General features: G+C 72.5%; 21 protein-coding genes and 1 pseudogene. 7 read left to right on the top strand and 15 right to left on the bottom strand.

Annotated elements, in window-relative coordinates; translation table 11 throughout:
- Positions 1 to 5: 5 nt before the first annotated feature.
- The 6 genes from ACIHCL_RS02490 to ACIHCL_RS02465 all read right to left on the bottom strand — a co-directional run bounded on the left by ACIHCL_RS02490 (position 6) and on the right by ACIHCL_RS02465 (position 5,843).
- Complete coding sequence (locus ACIHCL_RS02490) at positions 6 to 1,160, bottom strand: branched-chain amino acid ABC transporter permease (RefSeq protein ID WP_399856086.1); 1,155 nt, start codon at positions 1,158 to 1,160, stop codon at positions 6 to 8.
- Positions 1,157 to 2,044, bottom strand: coding sequence for a branched-chain amino acid ABC transporter permease (locus tag ACIHCL_RS02485; RefSeq protein ID WP_399856083.1), 888 nt, complete (start codon positions 2,042 to 2,044; stop codon positions 1,157 to 1,159). Before ACIHCL_RS02485 ends, ACIHCL_RS02490 begins: the two co-directional genes overlap by 4 nt.
- The gene (locus ACIHCL_RS02480; RefSeq protein ID WP_399856080.1) at positions 2,044 to 2,832 is read right to left on the bottom strand and encodes an ABC transporter ATP-binding protein; all 789 of its coding nucleotides are present in this window, start codon (positions 2,830 to 2,832) and stop codon (positions 2,044 to 2,046) included. The genes ACIHCL_RS02485 and ACIHCL_RS02480 overlap by 1 nt, the downstream gene beginning before the upstream one ends.
- A complete protein-coding gene (locus tag ACIHCL_RS02475) occupies positions 2,829 to 3,632 on the bottom strand; it encodes an ABC transporter ATP-binding protein (protein ID WP_399856077.1) in 804 nt (267 codons plus the stop codon). The genes ACIHCL_RS02480 and ACIHCL_RS02475 overlap by 4 nt, the downstream gene beginning before the upstream one ends.
- Before the next feature lie 3 nt (positions 3,633 to 3,635).
- Positions 3,636 to 4,880: a substrate-binding domain-containing protein gene (locus ACIHCL_RS02470; protein WP_399856075.1), complete on the bottom strand. Its 1,245-nt coding sequence runs from the start codon at positions 4,878 to 4,880 to the stop codon at positions 3,636 to 3,638.
- A gap of 345 nt (positions 4,881 to 5,225) precedes the next feature.
- Positions 5,226 to 5,843 carry a TetR family transcriptional regulator gene (locus tag ACIHCL_RS02465; RefSeq protein ID WP_399856072.1) on the bottom strand — a complete coding sequence of 206 codons (618 nt, stop codon included), beginning with the start codon at positions 5,841 to 5,843 and terminating at the stop codon, positions 5,226 to 5,228.
- A gap of 230 nt (positions 5,844 to 6,073) precedes the next feature.
- Here ACIHCL_RS02465 and ACIHCL_RS02460 point away from each other — a divergent pair, with 230 nt between their 5' ends.
- The 5 genes and pseudogenes from ACIHCL_RS02460 to ACIHCL_RS02440 all read left to right on the top strand — a co-directional run bounded on the left by ACIHCL_RS02460 (position 6,074) and on the right by ACIHCL_RS02440 (position 11,716).
- Entirely contained in the window at positions 6,074 to 7,408 is a 1,335-nt protein-coding gene (locus ACIHCL_RS02460; protein WP_399856070.1) for a glycosyltransferase family 4 protein, read from the top strand.
- A gap of 96 nt (positions 7,409 to 7,504) precedes the next feature.
- On the top strand, positions 7,505 to 8,305 hold the full coding sequence (locus ACIHCL_RS02455; RefSeq protein ID WP_399856067.1) for a class I SAM-dependent methyltransferase: 801 nt from the start codon (positions 7,505 to 7,507) through the stop codon (positions 8,303 to 8,305).
- On the top strand, positions 8,302 to 9,387 hold the full coding sequence (locus ACIHCL_RS02450; RefSeq protein WP_399856064.1) for a prenyltransferase: 1,086 nt from the start codon (positions 8,302 to 8,304) through the stop codon (positions 9,385 to 9,387). The genes ACIHCL_RS02455 and ACIHCL_RS02450 overlap by 4 nt, the downstream gene beginning before the upstream one ends.
- Before the next feature lie 333 nt (positions 9,388 to 9,720).
- Positions 9,721 to 10,746 (top strand): annotated as a pseudogene (locus ACIHCL_RS02445) (PHP domain-containing protein); the annotation flags it as partial.
- A 262-nt stretch (positions 10,747 to 11,008) separates the two neighbouring features.
- Entirely contained in the window at positions 11,009 to 11,716 is a 708-nt protein-coding gene (locus tag ACIHCL_RS02440; RefSeq protein WP_399856061.1) for a VOC family protein, read from the top strand.
- Here ACIHCL_RS02440 and ACIHCL_RS02435 read toward each other — a convergent pair.
- The 8 genes from ACIHCL_RS02435 to ACIHCL_RS02400 all read right to left on the bottom strand — a co-directional run bounded on the left by ACIHCL_RS02435 (position 11,709) and on the right by ACIHCL_RS02400 (position 20,224).
- Complete coding sequence (locus ACIHCL_RS02435; RefSeq protein ID WP_399856058.1) at positions 11,709 to 12,716, bottom strand: LLM class F420-dependent oxidoreductase; 1,008 nt, start codon at positions 12,714 to 12,716, stop codon at positions 11,709 to 11,711. The two genes, ACIHCL_RS02440 and ACIHCL_RS02435, sit on opposite strands and share 8 nt — an antisense overlap.
- Positions 12,717 to 12,826: 110 nt before the next feature.
- Complete coding sequence (locus tag ACIHCL_RS02430; protein WP_399856055.1) at positions 12,827 to 13,684, bottom strand: hypothetical protein; 858 nt, start codon at positions 13,682 to 13,684, stop codon at positions 12,827 to 12,829.
- A gap of 186 nt (positions 13,685 to 13,870) precedes the next feature.
- Entirely contained in the window at positions 13,871 to 14,746 is an 876-nt protein-coding gene (locus ACIHCL_RS02425; protein ID WP_399856052.1) for an N-acetylmuramoyl-L-alanine amidase, read from the bottom strand.
- Positions 14,747 to 14,954: 208 nt separating this feature from the next.
- The gene (locus ACIHCL_RS02420; protein ID WP_399856048.1) at positions 14,955 to 15,611 is read right to left on the bottom strand and encodes a class I SAM-dependent methyltransferase; all 657 of its coding nucleotides are present in this window, start codon (positions 15,609 to 15,611) and stop codon (positions 14,955 to 14,957) included.
- Positions 15,612 to 15,781: 170 nt separating this feature from the next.
- Positions 15,782 to 16,111, bottom strand: a complete 330-nt coding sequence (locus tag ACIHCL_RS02415) for a prevent-host-death protein (protein WP_399856046.1) — start codon at positions 16,109 to 16,111, stop codon at positions 15,782 to 15,784.
- Positions 16,112 to 16,500: 389 nt separating this feature from the next.
- Positions 16,501 to 17,865: a M20/M25/M40 family metallo-hydrolase gene (locus ACIHCL_RS02410; protein WP_399856043.1), complete on the bottom strand. Its 1,365-nt coding sequence runs from the start codon at positions 17,863 to 17,865 to the stop codon at positions 16,501 to 16,503.
- On the bottom strand, positions 17,862 to 19,271 hold the full coding sequence (locus ACIHCL_RS02405; RefSeq protein ID WP_399856041.1) for a cytosine permease: 1,410 nt from the start codon (positions 19,269 to 19,271) through the stop codon (positions 17,862 to 17,864). Before ACIHCL_RS02405 ends, ACIHCL_RS02410 begins: the two co-directional genes overlap by 4 nt.
- A complete protein-coding gene (locus ACIHCL_RS02400; protein ID WP_399856039.1) occupies positions 19,271 to 20,224 on the bottom strand; it encodes a DUF1177 domain-containing protein in 954 nt (317 codons plus the stop codon). Before ACIHCL_RS02400 ends, ACIHCL_RS02405 begins: the two co-directional genes overlap by 1 nt.
- Before the next feature lie 285 nt (positions 20,225 to 20,509).
- Here ACIHCL_RS02400 and ACIHCL_RS02395 point away from each other — a divergent pair, with 285 nt between their 5' ends.
- A complete protein-coding gene (locus ACIHCL_RS02395; RefSeq protein WP_399856037.1) occupies positions 20,510 to 21,343 on the top strand; it encodes an IclR family transcriptional regulator in 834 nt (277 codons plus the stop codon).
- A 242-nt stretch (positions 21,344 to 21,585) separates the two neighbouring features.
- On the top strand, positions 21,586 to 22,314 hold the full coding sequence (gene pepE, locus ACIHCL_RS02390; protein ID WP_399856035.1) for a dipeptidase PepE: 729 nt from the start codon (positions 21,586 to 21,588) through the stop codon (positions 22,312 to 22,314).
- Here pepE and ACIHCL_RS02385 read toward each other — a convergent pair.
- Complete coding sequence (locus tag ACIHCL_RS02385) at positions 22,277 to 24,199, bottom strand: MFS transporter (RefSeq protein WP_399856032.1); 1,923 nt, start codon at positions 24,197 to 24,199, stop codon at positions 22,277 to 22,279. The genes pepE and ACIHCL_RS02385 overlap by 38 nt on opposite strands.
- Positions 24,200 to 24,330 lie beyond the last annotated feature (131 nt).

Genomic DNA, 24,330 nt, shown 5'->3' with positions numbered 1-24,330 from the left:
CACGACTATCCGTTCTCCTTCCGGGCGGGGGCCGGGGACGGGGTTGCGGCCGATCCGCGGCGCGCGGCGGCCAGCCGGGCGGGCAGCCGGGCCAGGCCGCCCGGCAGCAGGTGTACCACGGCGATGAACAGCACACCGAGCAGGAACAGGGGCTGGGACAGCGGCACCCGGAGCACCGCGGGCAGGTCCGCGACCGCGCCCGATCCGGCCAGATCGCCGAGCCGGTGATCGGCCCAGGTGTACAGGATGCCGCCGACCATCGGGCCCCAGCGGGTGCCCGATCCGCCGAGCACCACCATCACCAGCAGCGAGAGGGTGAAGTCGGAGGTGGTCGTCTGCGGGGTCGAGCCGCCGGTGAGCAGCAGGTGCACCAGGCCGCCCAGCGCGGCCAGGGCCCCGGCCAGGACGAACGCCGTCAGTTTGAACCCGTACGGCTTCAGCCCGAGCACCTCCACCCGGCGCTCGTTCTCCTTGATGCCCTCCCAGACCCGCCCGGTGGGGGAGCGGACCGCCCAGTGGACGACGGCCAGGGTCAGGACGAGATAGCCGAGCGCCACCCAGTACAGGTTCGCGGTGTGGTCGATGCCCACCAGCCAGGACGGCAGCAGTTCGGCCGGGGCGGCCCGCCCCTCCTCGCCGCCGGTGAGACCACCGGGGTCGCGGGACACCAGGATCGAGCCCGCCTGGGCGAAGGCCAGCGTCACCATCGAGAAGCCGATGCCGGTGACCCGCAGGCTCACCGACCCCAGGACCAGCGCGAGCACCGTCCCGGAGCAGAGGCCGAGCAGCGCGGACACCGCGAACGGCAGACCCGCCTGCAGCAGGAACAGGTTGGTGGCGTAGCTGCCTGCGGCGAAGTACAGCGCATGCCCGAAGGAGAGCAGCCCGGTGCGGCCGAGCAGCAGGTCGTATCCGGTCGCCAGGGCGCCGAACAGCAGGCAGGTGGCCAGGAGTTGGAGACTGCCCGGACTGCCGACCGGGCCGTCCAGGAGGCCCGGCAGCGGCAGCGCGCTGAACGGTGCGACGAGCAGTGCGAGCAGTGCGGCGGCGGGCCACCAGCGGCGCAGTGCCCGGACCGGGTTCCCGGCGGCGGACGGTCCCGCGGGCCGGCCGTGGTGGCTGTCGGCGGTGCGGTCGGGTGTCTCGGTGACGGCGCTCATGCGAGCCTCCCGGTCAGTCCGCGCGGCCGGACGAGCAGCAGCGCGGCGAGCAGGACGACGACGGCCAGGTCGCCGAGGCCCGCTGCGGTGTAGTAGTTGGCGAACTGCTGGACCAGGCCGATGACCACGGACGCCACCGCGGCACCGGTCACCGAGCCCATGCCGCCGGTGACCACCACGACGAACGCGAAGATCAGCAGTGAGGTCCCCTGGTGGGGGTCGACCGAGCCGAAGTACAGGCCGCCGAGCGCCCCGCCGAGCGCGGCGGCGCAGCCTCCGATCGCGAAGACGAGGGTGAACGCCCGGCGCACGTCGATGCCGAGCGCGGTGACCATCGCCCGGTCCTCGACCCCGGCGCGCACCACCAGGCCGTGCCGGGTGCGGCCGAGGAACAGCCGCAGCGCCACCAGGACCACGACCGCCGCGGCGACCAGCACCAGCCGGTTGACCGGCACTTGGGCGCCGAGCAGTTCGAAGGTGCCCGACAGCGCCTTCGGCCCCGGGAAGGTCCGGGCGTCCGAGCCCCAGATCCCCGACAGCAGCGCGGGGACGGCGAGCCCCACCCCGACCGTGGCGAGCACCTGCTCACGGGGCCGGGTGTAGAGCGGGCGGACGACGGTGAGTTCCAGCAGCACGGCGGCCGCCGTGCCCACCGCCGTACCGAACAGCACCGCGAGGACGAAACCCGCCCCGCCGGGCCCGGCGCCGGGCAGGTTCCCGGACGCCGCCCACCAGGTGCCGTACGCGCCGATCGAGAGCAGCGCCCCGTGCGCGAAGTTGAGCACGTCCATCAGGCCGAAGATCAGTGAGAGGCCCGACGCGACGAGGAAGTAGAGCGCCCCCAGACCGAGTCCGGTCATGGTGAGCAGTACGACGGTGGACATCAGGAATCCGCCTCCACGGAAGGTGAATCCGCCTCCATGGGCGGTGAATCCGCCTCCACGGAGGCGGCGTGGGGGGCCGGGCCGTGCCCCACGCCCAGCAGCCGCCGCGCCGCCTGCGCGTCGGCGAGCAGTTCGGCGGCCGGGCCCTGGTGGGCCGTGCGACCGTCGGCGAGCACCGCGCAGTGCACGGCCAGGCGCCGCACGACGGCGAGGTTCTGCTCCACCAGCAGCACCGGCACCGCGTCGGCGGCCCGCTCCAGCACCTGGGCGACCTCGGTCACCACCTTGGGCGCCAGGCCCTTGGTGGGTTCGTCGGCGATGATCAATCGGTTGCCGTTCAGGAGCGTGCGCCCGATCGCCACCATCTGCTGCTGACCACCGGACAGCGTCCCAGCCAACTGCCGCTCCCGACGCTTAAGTTCGGGGAAAAGTTCATGGACGAGCGGGTACGCGGGCTCACCCGCACCGGGGCGCTCGGCCAGCCGCAGGTTCTCCGCCACGGTCAGCCCGGCGAAGATCCCCCGGTCCTCCGGGGCGTAGCCGACGCCCAGCCGCACCACGGTGTGGGTGGGCATCGACACGGTCTGGGTCCCGTCCAGCCGCACACTGCCGGTGCGCGGGACGAGACCGAGGACGCCGCGCACGGTGGTGGTCTTCCCGGCGCCGTTGCGGCCGAGGAGCGCGGTCACCCCGTGCCGGGCGACGTCCAGGTCCACGCCGTGCAGGATGTGCCGGCCGCCGATCAGGACCCGCAGGTCCCGTACGGCGAGCAGGGGTCCGGTCGTCACAGCTCCTCCCCGAGGTAGGCCTGCTGCACGGTCGGGTCGGCGGTCACGGCCTCGGGGGTGTCCAGGGCCAGCAGACTGCCGTGGTGCATCACGGCGAGCCGGTCGGCCAGCCCCAGCAGGACGTCCATGTGGTGCTCGACCATCAGGACGGTGCGGCCCTCGTCCCGGTGCAGGGTGCGGATCAGTTCGGTGAGCGCGGGGACCTCCTCCGCGCTCACCCCGGCCATCGGCTCGTCCAGCAGCATCAGCCGCGGTTCGCCGACCAGCAGCACCGCCAGCTCCAGCTTCCGCTTCTCGCCGTGCGAGAGTGCGGACGCCAGCGCGCGCTCCCGGTGGCCGAGACCGGTGCGCTCCAGTACGTCGGCCACCTCGGCGGTGTACGGGGAGGCGCGCCGCCACAGCCGGTACGAGCCGCCGCGGGCTGCCTGCGCGGCCAGTCGGACGTGGTCCGCGACGGACATCCCCGGCCAGAGGCTCGACGTCTGGAAGGTGCGGCCGATGCCGCGCCTCGCCCGCTCGTGCGCGGGACGGCCCGTGATGTCCGCGCCGTCCAGTTCGATGGTGCCCGTGGTGGCCGGGGCCAGGCCGCTGACCAGGTTGAACAGCGAGGTCTTGCCCGCCCCGTTGGGGCCGATGAAGGCCAGGAACTCGCCCTCGCGGACGTCCAGGGAGACGTCCTCGACGATCGTCGCCCCGCCGACGCGCCAGCCGAGGCCGGTGAGCCGGAGCACCGGAGCGGTGGCCGGGGCGCCACCCGGGGCGTCGCCCGGGTGGTGCGCGGTGGTGTGCGGTCCGGGCATCGGTCAGCCCGCCGAGGGCTTCGCGGGCGGTGCCACCTCGTCCATCGGCTCGGTGGACACCAGCCGCGGCTTCGCGTCGCCGTCCTTCCCGTCGAGCCTCGCGACGAACATCGGCTGGAGCAGGGCGTGGTCCTCGGCGCGGACCCGCACCTCGCCCTTCACCCCGTCGAAGGTCCAGTCCTCCAGGGCTTTCACCATCGCGGCGGTGTCGGTGGCGCCGCCCTTCTCGACGGCCCGCACCACCATCTGGGCGGCGGTGAACCCGTCGGGGGTGAACAGGTCCGGGGTGCCGCCCGCCTTGGCGACCGCGTCGAGCATGGCCTTCTCCACGGCGTTGTCGCCGCCCGCGCCGGGGAAGTAGTGGGCGAGGAACGACACCTTGGCACCGGCGTCCCCGAAGACCGGGTACGAGGCGTTCCCGGCGAGGCCCGTCACGACCTTGCTCGCCGCCGGTACGCCCTGCTGGTCCAGTGCCGTCCACAGGGCCGGTGCCGTGGAGCCCGCCCAGGCGACGAAGACCAGGTCGGGTGCGCCCGCCTTGACCTGCCGGGCGAACGGGGTCAGGTCGGTGGCGCTGGGCGGGGCCAGCACGGATCCCACCTTCGCGCCGCGGGCGCCCAGGACCTCCTTCACCGCGGCGACGTTGGCCTGACCGAAGGTGGAGTCCTGGGCCAGCACCGTGACCTTCTTGCCCTCGGCACCGCCGAGCATCGCCCCGGCGGTGAGGATGTCCTGGTAGGACTGCCGACCCGAGCGGAAGGTGTAGTCGTTGATCCCGGTCACGGCGTCGGTGGCGGCCGGCCCGCTGATGTAGAGCACCTTGTTCTGGGCGGCGAGCGGCGCCATCTGGAGCGCCACCCCGGAATCGGTGGTGCCGGCCAGCACCTTGTAACCCTTGCCGATCAGGTTCTTGGCCGCCGAGACCGCCTTGCCGGGGTCGCCCGCGTCGTCCTGCTCGGTGACCTCGATCCGGTGACCGGCGATCTTCCCGGTGCCCTTGGTCGCGTAGTCCAGGCCCGCCATGAACCCGTCGCGGTACTGCTTTCCGTAGTCGGCGAGCAGCCCGGTGCGGGAGTACACCAGACCGACCTTCACGCTCCGGTCCTTGGCGTCCCCGCCGGACTCTCCCTCGCCCGCCTGGCCGGCGGCGGTGCACCCGGCCAGCAGCAGGCCGGCCGAGGCCAGTACGGCGACGGCGGACAGTGATCTGGGGCGGCGGCGGGCGGTGCCTGTGGCTGTGCGACGCATGATGACCGGCTCCTCGGCGAGTTCATGGGATGTCGCCGAACCGTATGAACACCGCGCCGCCGTCGACATGGTGCAGAGCACCCCACCTGACGCGGCGGACATGTGGCGGCCGCACATGGGCGGCGGCCGGCGTCGCGGGACGCCGACCGGCCGGCGGGCGCGGGGCGCGGGCCACGGGGGCGCCGGACCGTCGGGTCGTCGGGTCGTCGGGTCGTCAAGCGTCCTGGTGCGCCGCCGGGTTGCCGCACCCGGGCGCGTCCACTGGGCCGCGCCCGGGTACCTGACGAACCGTCAGGAGATGTGCGTGCGCGAGGGCCGTCGGGCGGTGTGCGCGTTCCGGGCCCGTCAGGCGGTGTGCGCGCGTTCCGGGGCCGCCAGGTCGATCAGCCGGCACACCGTCTCGATATCGATCTTGACCTGGGCGATCGACGCCCGCCCCGACAGCCAGGTGATCAGCGCCGAGTGCCAGGTGTGCTCGATGACCCGGACCACCGAGAGCTGCTCCGGCGTCGGGTCCTCCAGCCCCATCGCGTCCAGGATGATCGCCGTCGTGATCCGCGAGACGGTGTCCACCTCCGGGCTGACGCCGCGGTCGGCGAAGGTCAGCGCCCGCACCATCGCGTCCGCCAGATGCGGCTCGCGCTGGAGTGCCCGGAACGCCCGCATCAGGGTGTCGGCCACCCGCTGCGCCGGGCGCTCCCCGGACGGCGGTCGCTTGTGCAGGGTCGTGTGCATCTGCTGGAGCTGGTCCTGCATCGTGGCGACCAGCAGATGGATCTTGGAGGGGAAGTAGCGGTACAGCGTGCCGAGGGCGACCCCGGCGGCCTCGGCGACCTCGCGCATCTGCACCGCCTCGAACCCGCCCCGGACGGCGAGCCGGGTGGTGGCGTGCAGGATGCGGCGGCGGCGGGCCTCCTGGCGCTCGGTCAGGGGTGGCGATGCCGGTCTGGCTCCCGCGGTCATGTGTCCCCCATCCATGGCGTTCGTCCGCGACCGGAAGGAGGTGCTCGGTCTCCCGGCGGCGCACAGCATGCCAGGGCGCCGGTCGTGGCGCGAATCACCCGATCCGGCCGTTGCACCGACGCTACCTGCCGGTAGATTCGTAGCTCATTGAACGGACCGGTCTGAAACTTGTTCTAGATTAGCGTGAGCGGTTACGCTCCGGCGAAAACGCAGTGAGAAGGGGGCCGAGTGTGACCGCCGAGGCCATAGAGACCGGCCCCCGCGCGAGCGGCGACCCGTCGGGAAATGCCGACGAACGACCCTTGCGCATCGCACTCCTCACCTACAAGGGCAATCCTTTCTGCGGCGGCCAGGGCGTCTACGTGCGCCACCTCAGCCGCGAACTCGCCCGCCTCGGCCACAGCGTCGAGGTGATCGGCGCCCAGCCGTATCCGGTGCTCGACGAAGGCGTCCCGCTCACCGAGCTGCCGAGCCTGGACCTCTACCGCCAGCCGGACCCGTTCCGCACCCCGAAGCGCGACGAGTACCGCGACTGGATCGACGCCGCCGAGGTCGCGACCATGTGGACCGGCGGCTTCCCCGAGCCGCTCACCTTCAGCCTGCGGGCCCGGCGCCATCTCGCCGCCCGCCGCGGCGACTTCGACGTCGTGCACGACAACCAGACCCTGGGCTACGGCATGTTGACGGACCTGGGTGCGCCCCTCGTCACGACCATCCATCACCCCATCACGGTCGACCGGCAGTTGGAGCTGGACGCCGCCGAGACCCGCCGTCGGCGTGCCTCGGTCCGCCGCTGGTACGGCTTCACCCGCATGCAGAAGCGGGTCGCACGCCGACTGCCCTCCGTCCTCACCGTCTCCGGCTCCTCCAAGCAGGAGATCGTCGATCACCTCGGGGTGCGCGAGGACCGGGTCCACGTCGTCCACATCGGCGCGGACACCGACCTGTGGTCGCCCGACCCGTCCGTCCATGAGATACCCGGCCGGATCGTCACCACCTCCAGCGCCGACGTCCCGCTGAAGGGCCTCGTCCATCTCGTCGAGGCGCTCGCCAAGGTCCGGACCGGGAACCCGCGGGCGCATCTCGTGGTCGTCGGCAAGCGGGCCGAGGACGGACCGGTCGCGCAGGCCATCGAACGGCACGGGCTCCAGGACGCCGTGGAATTCGTCAAGGGCGTCAGCGACGTCGAACTCGTCGACCTGGTGCGCGGAGCCCAGGTGGCCTGCGTGCCCTCGCTGTACGAGGGCTTCTCGCTGCCGGCCGCCGAGGCCATGGCCACCGGCACGCCCCTCGTCGCCACCACCGGCGGCGCGATCCCCGAGGTGGCCGGACCGGACGGCGAGACCTGCCTGTCCGTTCCGCCCGCCGACCCGGGAGCACTGGCCGACGCGCTCGTCCGGCTGCTCGACGACCCGGACCTGCGGGCCCGGCTCGGCGCCGCGGGCCGCGCCCGGGTGCTGTCCCGGTTCACCTGGAAGCAGGCGGCCATCGGCACCGTCGCCCGCTACCGCGAGGCGATCGCCGCGGCCCGTGCCGGTACCGCCCTCGCCGGCGGCGACCGTTGACCCCGGCACCCGCGTCCGCGGCCGCCTCGGCCCCCCTGCTCCGTAGCCCCGCCCACTGATCCCCGCCGATCCCTCCGACCGCGAAAGCAGGCACCCGTGCTGACCGTGGACTTCACCCGCTTCCCGCTCGCCGCAGGCGACCGGGTGCTCGACCTGGGCTGCGGCGCCGGACGCCACGCCTTCGAGTGCTACCGGCGTGGCGCCCGGGTCGTGGCCCTCGACCGGAACGGCGAGGAGATCCGCGAGGTCGCGAGGTGGTTCGCCGCGATGGAGGAGGCCGGGGAGGCCCCCGAGGGGGCCACCGCCACCGCGATGGAGGGCGACGCGCTCAACCTGCCGTTCCCCGACGAGTCCTTCGACGTCGTGATCATCTCCGAGGTCATGGAGCACATCCCCGACGACAAGGGCGTGCTCGCCGAGATGGTCCGGGTCCTGAAGCCGGGCGGCCGGATCGCCGTCACCGTCCCGCGCTACGGCCCCGAGAAGGTCTGCTGGGCGCTTTCCGACGCCTACCACGAGGTCGAGGGCGGGCACATCCGCATCTACAAGGCCGACGAACTGCTCGCGAGGATGCGCGGCGCCGGTCTCAAGCCGTACGGCACCCACCACGCCCACGCCCTGCACGCGCCGTACTGGTGGCTCAAGTGCGCGTTCGGCGTCGACAACGACAAGGCGCTGCCGGTCCGCGCGTACCACAAGCTGCTGGTCTGGGACATCATGAAGAAGCCCGCGCTCACCCGGGTCACCGAGCAACTGCTCAACCCGGTGGTCGGCAAGAGCTTCGTGGCGTACGCGACCAAGCCGCACCTCCCCGTGGCCGGGAACGCCGCCGCCGGTCCGGCCGCGACGACCGGCACCGCCGTCGCCGCCGAGGACCTGTCCAGGGCCGAGGCGTGACCATTCCCGAGCAGACCGAGCACCTCGTCCTGCCCGGGGTCCTCACCGCCGAACAGGCCGCCGAGACCGTCTCCGCCCTCCTCGCCGTGCAGCGTGAGGACGGCGCACTGCCCTGGTTCCGGGGCCACCACCTCGACCCGTGGGACCACGTCGAGGCCGCCATGGCCCTGGACGCCGCGGGCGAGCACGCTGCCGCGGAACGCGCGTACGCGTGGCTGGCCCGGCACCAGAACGCTGACGGTTCCTGGTACGCCGCCTACGACGACGGGGACCCGGAACGGCCGACCGACCGCAGCGCGGAGACCAACTTCTGCGCATACGTGGCCGTCGGCGTCTGGCACCACTACCTGGCCACCGGCGACGACGCGTTCGTCGACCGGATGTGGCCGACCGTCCACGCCGCCGTCGAGTTCGTACTGCGCCTCCAGCGGCCCGGCGGCCAGATCGGCTGGAAGCGCGAGGCCGACGGGACACCCGTCCACGACGCGCTGCTGACCGGCTGCTCCTCCATCCACCAGGCGCTGCGCTGCGCGCTCGCCCTCGCCGAACGGCGCGAGGAGCCGCAACCCGACTGGGAGTTGGCGGCCGGGGCCCTCGGCCACACGATCCGCGAGCACCCCGAACGCTTCCTGGACAAGAGCCGCTACTCGATGGACTGGTACTACCCGGTCCTCGGCGGCGCGGTCACCGGAGCGGCGGCCCGGGAGCGGATCGAGGAGGGCTGGGACCGCTTCGTCGTTCCCGGCCTCGGGGTGCGCTGCGTGCTCCCCAACCCGTGGGTGACCGGCGGCGAGAGCTGCGAACTCGCCCTGGCGCTCTGGGTGGTGGGCGAGTCGGACCGCGCGCTGGAGATCCTCCAGTCCATCGGGCACCTGCGTGCCGAGGGCGGCCTGTACTGGACGGGGTACGTCTTCGAGGGCAACCGGGCGTTCTGGCCGGAGGAACTCACCACCTGGACCGCCGGTTCACTGCTGCTCGCGGTCGCCGCGCTCGGCGGCGACGAGGCCACCACGACCGTGTTCGGCGGAGAGCGGCTGCCGCACGGACTGGAACCGGACTGCTGCCACGCCCCGTCGCTGTAGCGGCCGGGCACCGGGCACCTGACCACGACGACGGTGACCGGCCTACGCTGAGCCGTGCCGAGGCCCGGGAGGACCGTGACGCCGCGCGGCCCGCTCACCGGGCGCGATGCTCGTCCTCGACCGGCGCCTGTCGGCCGACAGCGGCTGGGGCGAGCTGCTGGCGGACGCGGTGCTGGTGGGCTTCGGGCCGGAGCGCGCCACCTGTGGCGTGCGGGCGGCGCGGTGCTGGGTCAAGCTGGAAGGGACAGCCCGTGGTGCGGGCGCCGGATGGCCGGATGCCGGATGGCCGGGATGCCCCGCACCGCCGCGTCCGGCAGCCCTGTGGAGGTGCCGATGGAGCCCGTGCGCGCCCTGAAACGGATCGCCTTCCTGCTCGAACGCGACGGTGCCGACACCTACCGCGTACAGGCGTTCCGCACGGCCGCCGACGCGGTGGCGGGCCTGGCGGACGGCGAGGCGGCACGACGCGCCGCGGACGGCTCGCTGGAGTCGATCAGGGGCATCGGACCCAGGACCGCCGAGGTGGTCCGCGAGGCGCTGGCCGGGAAGGTGCCCGGCTATCTGGCGCGTCTGGAGGAGTCGGCCGCCACCGCTCCGCGCCCCGAGGGCGGCACGGCCCTCCTCGCCCTGCAACGCGGCGACTGCCATCTGCACTCCGACTGGTCCGACGGCGGCAGCCCGATCGAGGAGATGGGCAGCACGGCCGCGGAACTGGGCCACGCGTGGGCGGCCCTCACCGACCACTCTCCCCGGCTGACCGTGGCGAACGGACTCTCCCCGCAGCGGCTGCGCCGGCAACTGGACGAGATCGCCGAACTCAACGCCCGGTGGGCGCCGTTCCGGCTGCTCACCGGCATCGAATGCGACATCCTCCCCGACGGCTCGCTCGACCAGGACGACGACCTGCTGGAACGGCTGGACGTGGTGGTGGTCTCCGTCCACTCCCAGCTGCGGATGGACGCCGCGACGATGACCGGGCGCCTGATCGCCGCCGTCCGCCACCCGCGCGCGGACATCCTCGGCCACTGCACCGGCCGACTGCTCACCGGTCGCGGTCGGCCCGAGTCGCGCTTCGACGCGGACCGGGTCTTCGCCGCGTGCGCCGAGGCGGGAACGGCCGTGGAGATCAACAGCAGGCCCGAACGGCTCGATCCGCCCCGCCGCCTGCTGCGCCGCGCCGTCGACGCCGGTGTGCTCTTCGCCATCGACACCGACGCGCACGCGCCCGGCCAGCTGGACTGGCAGATCCACGGCTGTGCCCGCGCCGAGGAGTGTGGTGTCCCTGCGGAGCGCGTGGTCACCACATGGCCGGTCGACGAGTTGCTGGCCTGGACGAGCGAGGGCGCGGTGCCGACCCGGATCCGCGCCGGGACGGGATGCGGCGCGGACGAGGCGGACCGGGCGGACCGGGCGGACGAGACGGAACGGGCGGACCGGGCGGACCGGGCGGACGAGACGGACCGGGTGAAGAGTCGGGCGGACCGGGCCGCGGGCGGCACGGCCGGCACGACGGCGGGACGGCGCCGGACGACAGGTACGCCCGCGCGGCGCCGGGAGACGGATGCCCGCGGGGCGCCGGGCGGGAGCGTTCGCGCGGTACCGGGACAGGAGCGGTGAACCCATGACGGCCACACGTGTGCGAGGTATCGACCACATCGGAGTGACGGTCCCCGATCTGGAGACCGCCACCCTCTTCCTGGCCAGAGCGTTCGGCGCCGTGGTGCTGTACGACACCCTGCGTCGCCGTGACGGGCCACGCGGCGGACCGGACGTCGAGCGGCGGCTCGGGGTCCCGGTCGGCACCCAGCAGCTGGCGGTCAGGATGCTGGCCATCCCGGGCGAGGACATGGGCGTCGAGGGACCGGGGATCGAGCTGTTCGAGTTCGAGGGCCCGCGCCGCGAACCCCCGGCGCGGCCCTGCGACTTCGGCTGGCAGCACGTGGCGTTCTACGCCGACGACCTGGACGAGGCCGTACGGGACTGCGTGGCCGCCGGGGCCACCCTCCTCGCAGGGCCCCAGCCGCTGCCCGGCCCCGAGGCAGGTGAGCACAACCGGTTCGCGTATCTGCGCACCCCGTGGGGCAGCACCCTGGAACTCCTGACGTATCCGGACCCCCAGCCCTGGGAGCGTGCCGCGGCCCGGTCGCGTGCCCGGCCGGCGCAGCCCGCACGCCTGCCGCGGCTCGAAACCGCGGGCCGCACGGGTTGCTGGCCCACCGACCCGGACCGGCCGGGCCGAGGGCGTTCCGAGCCCCGGGTCCCCGTGGCGGCCACCGCGGCGGAGGTCTGGCCCACGGACCCGGACCGGCCGCCGGGAAGCGTCAGCTGAGATCCGCGAGCACCCGCAGCGTGTGCGGATCCGGCGCCGTCACCAGCAGGTCGGTCACCGGCCCCGCACGCCACAGCTCCAGCCGTTCCGCGATCCGCCGCCGCGGACCGACCAGCGAGATCTCGTCGGCGAACGCGTCCGGCACGGCCAGCACCGCCTCCTCTCTGCGCCCTTCGAGGAAGAGCCGCTGCACGCGCCGGGCCTCCTCCTCGAACCCCATCCTCGCCATCAGATCGGCGTGGAAGTTGCGGGCCGCGTGTCCCATCCCGCCGATGTAGAAACCGAGCATCGCCTTCACTGGCAGCAGGCCCTCGGCCACGTCGTCGCAGACCCGCGCACGGGCCATCGGCGCGATCATGAATCCCTCGGGCAGGCCCGTGAGCGATGCCTCGTACACCTCGGGGCGCATCGGCGACCAGTACAGCGGCAGCCAGCCGTCGGCGATCCGCGTGGTCTGCGCGATGTTCTTCGGTCCCTCCGCCCCGAGCAGCACGGGGAGCCGGGCGCGCAGCGGGTGGGTGATGGACTTCAGCGGCTTGCCCAGACCGGTACCGTCCGGGCCGCCGTAGGGGTGGGAGTGGAAGCGCCCGTCCAGCACGACGGGCGCTTCGCGGGCGAGGACCTGCCGGACGATGTCGACGTACTCGCGGGTCGCGGTCAACGGACTGCGGGGGAACGGCCGTCCGTACCAGCCCTCCACCACCTGCGGCCCGGACAATCCCAGACCGAGCATCATCCGCCCGCCGGAGAGATGGTCGAGGGTGAGCGCGTGCATGGCGGTCGCGGTCGGGCTGCGCGCCGCCATCTGCGCGAGGGCGGTGCCCAGCCGGATGCGGGAGGTGTGGGCGGCGATCCAGGTCAGCGGGGTGAACGCGTCGGAGCCCCAGGCCTCCGCCGTCCACACCGAGGCGTACCCCAGCTCCTCCGCCTCCCGGGCGAGCTCCAGATGGCCGGGGTCCGGGCCGCGGCCCCAGTAACCGAGCGCGAGTCCGAGCCGCATGCCGCCACCTTCCCGGATTTCTGATAGCCCGTCAGATATCTGGTGCGAGGGAGGGTACGACAGTGGCCCCCTGCCCGGAAGGGCCTGGGGCCACTGTTCGGCACGAGGGCTCAGCCGCGCTGGATGCCCGTGGTGTCCTGGAGCACGCCGCGACGGCCGTCCTGGGTCTGGGCGACGAGCGCCGAACCGCGCTGTTCGACCGCGAGGTACCAGGTGCCCGGCGTCAGTTCGGCGATCGGCGACGGCGAACCGTCCTCGCCGTACAGCGGACGCGCCACCGGCACCGCGAACCAGAACGGCGCGAAGTCACCGGCCGGAGCGCCGCCCGCCTGGCCCGCCGGCGGCTGACCGGCCTGCGCCTGCCCCGCCTGAGGCTGGCCCGCCTGGGGCTGACCGGCCTGCGGCTGCGCGCCGTACGTCGGCTGCTGGCCCTGCTGCGCGCCGTACGCCTGCTGGGCGCCGGGGTAGCCGTACCCCTGGCCGGCGGCCTGCGGCTGGCCGCCGTACGGCGGCTGCACGGCCTGCGGGTTCGGGCTCGGCGCACCCATCAGCGGTGCCCGGAGGGCGGGGATCAGCGGGGTGCCGACCGCGCCGAACGCGAGCAGGGCCGCGCCCAGCAGGCTGAGGATCAGGCCGGCGCCCGGGTTGCTGGAGTCGATCAGCGTCCAGAACGCCGTCCACAGCACGAAGACGCTGAACGCGGCACCGAGCTGGCCGAGTTCGAAGCCGACGACCTTGCGGTTCGGCATGGTGCGGCCGACCACGACGAGCGCCGCCGCGATGATGCCGCCCAGGAAGATGCTCATGAGCAACGAAAGCGCGTCCCAGGCGTTCGGGGCCGAGTAACTGGAACAGTTGAGACCCGCGGGGCATGTGTAACTGCTGAGCCGGAGGAAAGAGGCGATGAACAGCACCACCGCTGCTCCGATCACCACGCCGTCGCCTCTAGTGAGGGAGCGCATATTCACGTGAAGGTCCTTCGTCGATCGTCTCGTCGGGGTGGTTGCCGTCGCCGCCGGCGGGCGGTCACGGCGCGAAGCTCGGGAAGCGGCTCCCCATCGTACGGATGAATCTATCGTCTGCCCGGTCGGGTTGTGCGTGGGCTGGGAAGCGGGGTGTACTTCTCCCCGGTTTCGTCTCGGAACTTCCTCTTGCTACCCCTTCAGATAACTGCTGATGCCGTCAGCGATGCCCTGCGCCGCCTTCTGGCGCCAGCCCGCGCTGGTCAGCTGGGCGGCGTCCTTCGGGTCACGCATATTGCCGCATTCGATGAACACTTTGGGCACGGTCGACAAATTCAGCCCGCCCAGATCCTTGCGGACGTCCAAACCGGTTTTGTCGCCGATGTAATTGGAGGGTGTGCTTCCGGTGGTGCGGAGGAAGAGTTCGGCGATACGGGCGCCCAGGTCGCGGGACGGCTCGACGATCTTCGAGGTGTCCGCCTTTCCGGCGCGCACCGGTCCGGGGAGGATCACATGGAAGCCCCGGTTGCCGACCGCGGAGCCGTCCGCGTGCACCGACACCACCGCGTCGGCCTTCGCCTCGTTGCCGATCCGGGCCCGCTCGTCGACGCACGGCCCGTACGGGCGGTCGCCGTCCTGCGTCAGCACGACCTTCGCCCCCTGCGCCCGCAGGAGGTCGCGCATCCGCCGGGACACGTCCAGGGTGAACAGGGCCTCCGCGTAACCGGTTTCGGTCGACGTACCGGTGGTGTCGCACTCCTTGCGCCCGCTGCCGATGTCCACCTGACGGTTGATCTCGCGCGTGTGCAGGTAGTTGTCGGGGTTGTGCCCGGGGTCGATGACGACGGTCTTCCCGGCCAGCGGCCCGGACACCGACCGTCCCTCGGGCCGCGAGGACGCGGCGGAGGCGCCGTCACCGCCCGGACCGGGCCCGCCCAGCTGTCCGGAGGGACCGCCGTCGGCGCCCGCGCCGCAACCGGCGGCGGTCAGGCTCAGGCATACGGCTGCGAGCACGGCGGACAGGGGCCGGCGGTGCGGGGTGGGGGGAACGCTCTTGTCGTACGGCACCACGCGATGCTATCGGGGGACGTCCCCGGCCGCCCGGCGTGCACGCCCCGGGCCGTCAGCGGCCGTCGGCACCGGGCCCGGGTGCCCGGACCCGCCCGGGGTGTCCGTGCCGTCCCGCTCGTCGGGCCGGTCCGCCCCTGCGGTTCCCGGTCGTCCGCGCCGGTCGGCCCTCTTCCACCGCCGCCCCTGCCGCTTGCCGCCCCCGGGTTCAGAACCCCGGCCCCGTACGCCGCAGCACCCGCAGCGAGTCCGTGACCGACACCTCGGTGAACGCACCGGAGGCCAGCGCCCGCAGATAGATCCGGTACGGGGCCTGCCCGCCGTCCGCCGGATCCGGGAACACGTCGTGGATCACCAGCAGCCCGCCCTCGGCGACATGCGGCGCCCAGCCCTCGTAGTCGCCGTTCGCGTGCTCGTCGGTGTGTCCGCCGTCGATGAAGACGAGGCCGAGCTTCCGGTTCCAGACGGCCGCGACCTGCGGGGAACGTCCGACCATGGCCACGACGTGCTCTTCGAGCCCCGCCGCGTGCAGCGTCCGGCGGAACGTCGGCAGCGTGTCCATCCGTCCCACCTCCGGATCCACGACGGTCGGATCGTGGTACTCCCAGCCCGGCTGCTGCTCCTCGCTGCCCCGGTGGTGGTCCACGGTCAGCGCCGTCACCCCGGCCGCCCGGGCGGCTTCCGCGAGCAGGATGGTGGAGCGCCCGCAGTACGTCCCCACTTCGAGGATCGGCAGCCCCGGCGCGGCGCCCTCCACAGCGGCCCGGTACAACGCCAGCCCCTCCACCACCGGCATGAAGCCCTTGGCGCTCTGGAAGGCGGCGAGAATCTCCGGCGACGGCTCGGCGGCGGACTCGGCGGTCACGGGTTCCTCCTGGTGGGCGCGGTGATGCGGGGGCGGGTACGCGTTCGACGGCGCCCCATCGTGCCGTACGCCTCCGTCGACGGCGTCGGCGGGGGCGTACGGGGCCTGGGCCGGGGCGGGGGCAACCGACCCGGCCTATCGGTCGTGGAGCACGCAGCAGCGGGCCGTACTCACTCACGTACGACAGTGGAGGCGCGGTCCCCGTGCCTCTGCTCCGGGGTGGCATCTTGGTCCGCCCGGAAGGCATCCAGAGAGATGCCACGAGCGGTGCGGGACCTCGCGACGAACTCACCGCGAGGGACGCTCGCCCGCTTCGGCGCAATGGGGGGCGAGGCGCCGATGTCATGTCCGTCTCGCCCGGTTTCTGCGGCCTTCGCGGGCACGGTGGTCGTGCCGTATTCGAGCGCCTCGTAGTCCGTTCGCCGGTCCGTGCGCGCCTTCTCGGACGTGCCGACGAGGGTGCCCGCGAACATCCTGCCGTCCACGACGACGAGGCGCACTTCGTACTGCTTCGGGATGGCAAGGCGAGAGGGCAGCGTTGAGCGCTACGACGAGGCGTTCACCGACCTATCCGCAGACACTGTCGCCTGACCGCAGCTGACGGTGCCTGAACGGAGTGAACGAAGGTCCCCCGTCACGGGTTGGCGGGGGACCTTCGTCGTGTCGGGCGGAATGAGCGGGCGTCCGCCCATGCGGGACGGCGTCCACCGGGGAAAACCTTCGACACACCGTGCGCCCGTCCGGCAGCCTGCCCGGAATGAACGTGCCCGTGATACCCGGCGCGGTGCGCCCGTGATGCCGTACGCCCCCACCGGACGGGGTGTCCGGCGGGGGCGCACGAGGGGTGAAGCCCGGGTCGGGGCATCCCGGCAGGGCTGCGCCAGGGAGGTCAGCAGCTCTGCCAGAGTCGGGTCATGACCCGGACGCCGAACCGCAGGCCCTCCAGCGGAACGCGTTCGTCCACGCCGTGGAAGAGGCGGCCGTAGTCCAGGTCGTGCGGAAGCTTGAGGCCCTTGAAACCGAAGCAGCGGATGCCGAGGTGGGTGAACGCCTTGGCGTCGGTGCCGCCCGGGTTGCAGTACGGGACCGGGTGGCCGTCCGGGTCCTCGGCGCGTACCGCCTCGCACATGGCGTCGACCAGCGGGCCGTCGAACGTCGTCTCCATCGCGATGTCGTGGTTGACCCACTCGCGGGTGACCGAGGGCAGGACCAGCCGGTCGATGGTGTCGATCAACTCCTGCTCGTGACCGGGCAGGAAGCGGCCGTCCACCCGGGCGGTCGCCTTTCCGGGGATGACGTTGGTCTGGTAACCCGCGTTGAACATGGTGGGGTTCGCGGAGTTGCGGAGCACCACCTGCATGAAGTCCGCGACCGGGCCCAGCCGTTGGAGACTGCCCTCGATGTCGTTCTCGTCGAACTCGACTCCGTAGAGGCGGGCGGCCTCTTCGAGGAGGGCACGGACCGGTTCGATCAGGCGGATCGGGAAGGTCTCCCGCCCGATCCGGGCCAGCGACTCGGCGAGGTCCGTGACCGCGTTCTCGTCGTTGGGGGAGGAGCCGTGGCCGGCCCGGCCGGTGGCGGTCAGCTCCATCCAGGCCATGCCGCGCTGGGCGTTCTCGATCGGGTAGAGGCGGCGGGTGCCGTCGATCGCGAAGGAGAAGCCGCCGCCCTCGCCGATCGCCTCGGTGACCCCGGCGAACAGCTCCGGGCGGTGCTCGACCAGCCAGTGGGCGCCGAACTTGCCGCCCGCCTCCTCATCGGCGAGGAAGGCGAGGACCAGGTCGCGGGAGGGCCGGGTGCCGGTGCGGGCGAAGTGGCGGGCGGTGGCCAGCATGACGGCCACCGTGTCCTTCATGTCGATCGCGCCGCGCCCCCAGAGGTAGCCGTCGCGGATCTCGCCGGAGAACGGCGGGACCTGCCACTCGGAGGCGTCGGCGGGTACGACGTCCAGATGGCCGTGGACCAGCAGGGCGCCGCGTTCCGGGTCGGTGCCCGCGATCCGGGCGATGACGCTGGCGCGGCCCGGGGCCGATTCGACCAGTTCGGACGCGATGCCCACCTCGGCGAGGCGGTCCACCACCCAGTCGGCGCAGGCGCGCTCGTCGCTGGTGGGGTTGGAGGTGTCGAACCTGATCAGCTGGGCGCAGAGTTCGACGACCTCGTCCTGGGCCAGACCGGAGGCCGGGACGAGCCCGGGGGCCGGCGCGGGGTCGGCGGCCGGGACGGGAGGGGCGGTGGGGTCGGGGGTGGTCATGCTGCTCCCACAGGGGTTGTCTCAGGGGTGGCCGGAGCGCCGGCGTCCGCGTCGTCCAGGGTGGAGGTGCCGTACGGCTTCACCCAGCCCAGCAGGCCGAGGACGCTGTACAGGACGAAGGCGGTGATCAGCGAGTTCAGGGCCGGGATGCCGCCGTCGTAGAACTTGCCGACGCAGAACGCCGCGATCCAGATGACGAGGGACATCGGTACCCAGGTCGGCGAGGTCTTCGGCAGGGTCTCGGACTCCCGCGTGTCGTCCAGCGGCTTGCGCATCCGCTTCACGACCCAGTACTCGGCCACGATGATGCCGCCGATCGGCGGGATCGCGACGCCGAGCACGGACAGGAAGTCGGTGAAGTGGGTCATGATCCCGACGGCGGACAGGACGGTGCCCGCGATGCCCAGGACGATCGTGATGAAGCCGCGGTGCAGCCGCTTGCCGAAGACGACCTGGAAGAAGTTGACGACACCCAGCGACGAGCCGTAGAGGTTCCAGTCGTTGATCTTCGCGGTGGACATCAGGACGACGATGACACCGAAGGCGCCGGAGGTGGAGAGCACGATGTGCGACACCTCGTTGCTCTTCACCAGGTGGCCGAGGAGCACACCGGTCATGCCGACGATGTACTCGGAGAGGATCATCGACGCGGAGCTCTGCAGGAAGACGTGCGAGCCCTTGCGGTTGTAGCGGGTCATCTCCGGGGCCACGATCGCGCCCGTCATGTAGCCGCCCGCGATGGCGGTGGCGGCGACGGCCAGCGGGATCGTCGGGCCCGGGGCGGGCGAGTTGATCAGGTCGCCGATGGAGTGATCCTTCAGCGTCGAGATGACCGACCAGGCGACCATCGCGAAGAAGAGCGGCGTCACGATCTTGGCGAAGACGGCCATGTAGCGGAAGCCGAAGATCACCAGGGTGGTGATGGCGGCGCCCGCCAGCGCGCACCACATCCAGGACGGTCCGCCGATCAGCGCCGAGACGCTGTTGCCGAAGATCGTGTTCTGCACGCCGAACCAGCCGACCAGGCTGACCGCGATGACGAAGCTGACCAGCGCGGAACCGTTGCGGCCGAAGCCCACCCAGCGGGTCAGCATCGGTGTCGCCAGGCCCTCGCGCATCCCGGCCAGCCCGATCGCGAAGATCACGACCTCAAGGATCACCGCGCCGAGCGTGAAGGCGAGGAAGGCGTCCCCGAACGACATCCCGACACCGATGGTGGCGCCGAGGGTGAACTGCGAGATCGATCCGGACTGGGCCAGCCACTGGAGCAGCATCGACCAGAAACCGAAGCGCTTGTCGCGCGGGACGCGGGAGAGCGAGTAGTCGTCGCTGCCGATGTTCTTCGCCTCGGGGGCGCCGTCTCTCGCCGCGTGGTTCGCGGTCTCGGCCTGCGGATTGGCTGCCATCAGGACTCCTGGGGGGTACGGCCGAGGGTCTGCAGGTGAGCCAGCGACCCGTAGCGGCTGACGAGGTTGTCGAACTCCACCGCGTCGTGGAAGTCCAGGTGGCCGCCGCCGTAGGACTTGGCGACCTCCACGGCGTAGCGGGCGGCGGACGCGATGTCCGACTCGTGGCTCGCTCCCGTGGCACAGCCGGGCACCGCGGCGGCCGAGGTGATGGCCAGGCCGACGACCGGGGCGGCCGTCGCGGTGGCGGGCTGAAGGATCGAATTGATGTGGTGTGCACCGTTACCGTACGGGGTGATGTCCTGCGTGGTCACGGGATACGTGACCAACGGCTCACCGGTCACCACGGCCAGCAGTTCGCCCAGCGACTCGCTGACCCGCAGCACCCAGCCCTCCTTGACGGTGGGGGACAGGGCGAGGCCCTTGTGGTTGATGATGCGGTTGCCCTTGGTGGTGTCGATGGAGAGCACGGCCTCCATCGCGTCGGTCACCTCGTGCCGGTTCATGGTCGCGATGTCCACGGGCGAGCCCATGAACGGCACCGGGTCGTGCGGCTCGGTCGGCGCGTTCGGGCAGATATGGGTGGCGACGACGACATCGCCGGGCAGCACGTCGCCGCGGCGGCGCATGTCGAGCAGCTTGGCGGCGGTGGCGAGCGCGGCGACCGCCCCGTCGGCGTCGGAGACCATGCCGGTCACGTCGGGCCGGGCACCGATGCCGCCGAGCCGGCCCACCACGCCCAGCGTGCGGGCGTCGCCGCCGGAGGCGCGCCCTCGGGCGCCCGGGATGCGGACCAGCACGAAGTCCGTCGAGCCCCGCTCGCCGGTGACCGTGGTGACCTGGGCGGACGCGCCCTCGGGTCCGCTCACGGAATCCAGGTACCCGGCTACCGCTTTGCCGTCGACCCGGGGATCGTCCAGGAGGTCGACGATGTCCAGCACGTACTTCAACATGGGGGGCCTTTCTCATTCATCCGGACACCCGGGGCCACTTGTCCGGATGTCCGGTCCCACGGGGCCGGGCACCCGGGATCCCGCCCGTCCCGGCACCTGGGACGGTGCGCGATCCGGGCGCCGGGGTCCCGCTCGTCCGGGCACCTGGGACGGTGCGATCCGGGCACCCGGGCCCGTGCCCGAAGGGGAAAAGGGGCGAGGCGGGGTGCTCAGGCAACATTCGGGATCAGATAGCGTTGAGCGCAACAGTTTCCCGTTATTTGCAATTGACGTCTGAATGGTGAGATGACGATGGCGGATTTCGACCTCGACCGGCGCACCCCCGCCGGGGCGCTGCAAACCGTCGACCGGGCGCTCCTCGTCCTGCTCGCCTTCGAACGGACGCGGCCCGACTGGGGCGTCACCGAGGTCGCCGCGGAGTTCGGCTGGGACACCTCCGTCGCCCAGCGGCTGCTCGCCACCCTCGCCGGGCGCGGCTTCCTCGTCTCCGACCCCGTCACCCGCCGCTACCGCATCGGCCCCGCCGTGCTGCGCCTGGGCCGGCTGTGGGAGCGTTCCGGATCACTGGAGCTGCTGGCCGGGCCCGTCCTGGAGGAACTGCGCCGGGTCACCGGGGACACCGTGCTGTTCTGCCTGCCCGACAGCTTCCACATGCGGTGCGTAGCCGCGGAGGAGGGGGTGGCCGGGCCGCTGCGCTACTACCCGTTGGTGGGCGAGCTCTACCCGGCGCACGCCGGCGCGACCAGCAAGTCGTACTACGCGTTCCTGCCCGACGAGCAGCGCCACCGGCTCTTCCGGGGGCGCCCCATGGCCCGCTTCACCGACCGGACGGTCACCGACCCGGACCGGCTGGAGGAGGAATTCATCAGGATCCGCTCCCAGGGCTACGCCTGGACGGTCGGTGAGTACGACACCGGCATCGCGACCGTCGCCGTGCCGGTCTTCCTCGGCCGCGAGCCGTACGGAAGCCTGAGCCTCGGAGGTGCCGAGGAACTCTTCCGGGGCGCGCCCGAGGACCGGATCGAGCCCCTGCGCCACGCCGCCCAACTGCTGGAGAAGCGCCTCACTCAGCCCCCGCAGCGCCCCAAGCCGCGCACCAGGCGCCCGCGCGCCACCTGACGACCCGGACGCGGGCCCGGTCCGGAAGGCATCCCCGCCCGGAAGAGATCCCGGCGCGGGCAGGCATCCGACCCGGAGGAGAGCCGGAAGGGTCCGGACGACTCCGAACGGGCCGAACGGGCCGAACGGGCCCCGCAGGCCGAAGAGGCCGAAGAGCCCCACAGGCCCAACAGACTGAACAGGTCGAAGAGACCCGCAGGTCGAAGAGACCCGCGGACCGAAGAGAATCGAGAGGACCCCTGGTGAATCTGCTCCTGCTCTCCAACTCCACGCAGTACGGCCGTGGATACCTGGAACACGCCCTCGACACCGTCACCGCGTTCCTGCCCTCCGGCGCCCGGCTGGCCTTCGTGCCGTACGCACTCGCCGACCACACCGCGTACACCGCGCGCGTCCGCGACGCCCTCGCGCCGTCCGGCATCACCGTGCGAGGCGTGCACGAGAACGCCGACCCGATCGCCGAACTCGCCGCTTCCGACGCCGTGTTCATCGGCGGTGGCAACTCCTTCCGGCTGCTGAGCGCCCTGTACCGGACCGGGCTGCGGGACGCCGTGGCCGAGGCGGTGGGCGACGGGCTGCCCTACATGGGCGCCAGCGCCGGTACGAACATGGCGGCGCCCACCCTGCGCACCACCAACGACATGCCCATCGTGCAGCCGCCGTCCTTCGAGACGCTCGGGCTGGTTCCGTTCCAGATCAACCCGCACTACCTCGACCCGGACCCGGAGAGCACCCACAAGGGCGAGACGCGCGAGGAGCGGATCACCGAGTTCCTGGAGGAGAACGACGTCCCGGTGCTCGGCCTGCGCGAGGGGTCGTGGCTGCGGGTCGACGGACGCCAGGCCCAGGTGTGGGGCGCCCACCCCGCCCGGCTGTTCGTCCGCGGCGCGCAGCCGCAGGAGCTTCCCGTCGGGGCGGACGTCTCTCATCTGCTCACGACGACACCGCGGTTCGACGTGCCGGCGCGCTGACGGCCCCTGGCGCGCTGACGGCCCCCGGTGCGCTGGTGGTCCCGGGCACGCTCCCGCTGCCCGGCATGCCTGCGCTCCCCGGTACGCCGAAGGTCCCCGGAGCGCCGACGGTCCCCGGTGCGTTGGCGGTCAGCGCCAGATCGGCGTCGACCGGCAGCCCGTTGCCCGGATAGACCACGGAGCGGGCGTGCGGGGCATATCCGGTGGCCGAGCCGGCCAGGACGAAGGTGCCGCCGTACGGGGCGGACAGCGCGTAATGGCCGTCCTCGTCCGTCACGGTGAGACCGGCCTGATGCCCCCGGCGGTCGATCAGGGTGACGTTGGCGCGGGCCACCGGTGCGCCGCCCCCGTCCAGCACCCGGCCCCGGAAGCCGCCCGAACCGGCGACGGCCCGGGACGCGCTGGGTGCCGGGACCGGCACGTCGTCCGCGCCGCCCGCCGGCTGCGTGGGCCGTGTCGCCTCGCGCTGCGACGGCAGGAGCGCGGCCAGTACCAGCCCGACCGCCACCGCGCCCGTCGCGATCAGGAAGGACGCACGGAACCCCTCCATCGAGGGCACCGTCGCCCCGCCCGCCCGTACCGAGGTGTTCGCCAGCACCATGCCGATCACGGCGCTCGACACCGAGGTGCCGATCGATCGCATCAGGCTGTTCAGGCCGTTGGCCGCACCCGTCTCGGACGGGTCGACGGCCCCGTTGATCAGCGCGGGCAGCGAGGAGTAAGCGAGTCCGATGCCGGCCCCGATCACCACCGCGACCACCACCGTCTGCCAGGCGGCACCCATCAGCCCCTGGCCCGCCCCGTAACCGACCCCGATGACCAGCATGCCGAGCATCAGCGACGCCTTGGGGCCGCGACGGGCGGACAGCCGGGCGTACAGCGGCGCCACGAACATCATCGTCAGACCGAGCGGCGCCACGCACAGTCCCGCGACCACCATCGACTGCCCGAGGCCGTACCCCGTGGCGGTCGGCAACTGGAGCAGCTGCGGCAGGACCAGCGACACCGCGTAGAAGGCGACCCCCACCGTGATCGAGGCGAGGTTGGTCAGCAGTACCTCGCGTCGGACCGTGGTCCGCAGATCGACCAGCGGCCCCGGGGTGCGCAGCTCGAACAGGCCCCACAGCACGAGGACCAGCGGGGCGGCGGCGAGCAAGCCGAGCGTGGTGCCAGAGGTCCAACCCCAGTCGCTGCCCTTGGTGACGGGCAGCAGTAGGCAGACCAGCCCGAGCGAGAGACCGAGCGCGCCGACGAGGTCGAACCGCCCGGGGGCGCGCAGCGTCGTCTCCGGTACGGCGAGGGCGGTGAGCGCCATCGACAGCGCGCCGAGACCGGCCGCGCCGAAGAACAGGGTGTGCCAGTCGAAGTGCTGGGCGACCAGTGCGGCGGCGGGCAGTGCCAGCCCGCCGCCCACCCCGATCGAGGAACTCATCAGCGCCAGCGCCGATCCGAGCCGCTCACGGGGCAGTTCGTCGCGCATGATGCCGATACCCAGGGGTATCGCGCCCATCGCGAAGCCCTGGAGCGCCCGCCCCACGATCATCACCACGAGATCGTCGGTGAAACCGCATATGAGAGAGCCGACCACCATCACGGCCAGGCTGGCGAGCAGCATCTTCCGCTTGCCGTGAAGATCGCCGAGCCGCCCCATGATCGGGGTGGCCACGGCGCCCGCGAGCAGGGTCGCGGTCATCACCCAGGTGGCGTTGGACGGGGAGGTGCGCAGGTAGGCGGGCAGGTCCTTGATGACGGGGACGAGCAGGGTCTGCATCACGGCGACGGTGATGCCCGCGAAGGCGAGGACGGGGACGACCCCGCCGTTCGCGCCGCGTGTCTGTCGGGAGGGGAGCTCGTCGGTGCGCTGTCCGCTGGACGTTTCTGGCATGCGTGCGGCCTCCGGGCGGCATGGTCGGGGGCGGTGATCGGGAAAGGGGCGTGCGGCTACGACGGCGGGCGGCATCTGCCACCGAGTCCGTGCACGGTGAAACGCCACCAAGTGCGTGCAGGGTGAAACTT

Origin of the sequence: Streptomyces sp. NPDC052042, assembly GCF_044548345.1 — a bacterium.
Taxonomy (GTDB): Bacteria; Actinomycetota; Actinomycetes; order Streptomycetales; family Streptomycetaceae; genus Streptomyces.
Note: the sequence above shows the minus strand (reverse complement) of the source record. Positions and strands in the feature narration are given on the sequence as shown.

Bases quoted from the DNA above. Each gene is read 5' to 3' on its own strand.
- ACIHCL_RS02475 (WP_399856077.1), bottom strand. From the start codon at position 3,632: ATGCCCGGACCGCACACCACCGCGCACCACCCGGGCGACGCCCCGGGT.
- ACIHCL_RS02490 (WP_399856086.1), bottom strand. From the start codon at position 1,160: ATGAGCGCCGTCACCGAGACACCCGACCGCACCGCCGACAGCCACCAC.
- ACIHCL_RS02385 (WP_399856032.1), bottom strand. From the start codon at position 24,199: ATGCCAGAAACGTCCAGCGGACAGCGCACCGACGAGCTCCCCTCCCGA.
- ACIHCL_RS02405 (WP_399856041.1), bottom strand. From the start codon at position 19,271: ATGGCAGCCAATCCGCAGGCCGAGACCGCGAACCACGCGGCGAGAGAC.
- ACIHCL_RS02440 (WP_399856061.1), top strand. From the start codon at position 11,009: ATGACGGCCACACGTGTGCGAGGTATCGACCACATCGGAGTGACGGTC.
- ACIHCL_RS02400 (WP_399856039.1), bottom strand. From the start codon at position 20,224: ATGTTGAAGTACGTGCTGGACATCGTCGACCTCCTGGACGATCCCCGG.
- ACIHCL_RS02465 (WP_399856072.1), bottom strand. From the start codon at position 5,843: ATGACCGCGGGAGCCAGACCGGCATCGCCACCCCTGACCGAGCGCCAG.
- ACIHCL_RS02470 (WP_399856075.1), bottom strand. From the start codon at position 4,880: ATGCGTCGCACAGCCACAGGCACCGCCCGCCGCCGCCCCAGATCACTG.
- ACIHCL_RS02435 (WP_399856058.1), bottom strand. From the start codon at position 12,716: ATGCGGCTCGGACTCGCGCTCGGTTACTGGGGCCGCGGCCCGGACCCC.
- ACIHCL_RS02410 (WP_399856043.1), bottom strand. From the start codon at position 17,865: ATGACCACCCCCGACCCCACCGCCCCTCCCGTCCCGGCCGCCGACCCC.
- ACIHCL_RS02485 (WP_399856083.1), bottom strand. From the start codon at position 2,044: ATGTCCACCGTCGTACTGCTCACCATGACCGGACTCGGTCTGGGGGCG.
- ACIHCL_RS02395 (WP_399856037.1), top strand. From the start codon at position 20,510: ATGACGATGGCGGATTTCGACCTCGACCGGCGCACCCCCGCCGGGGCG.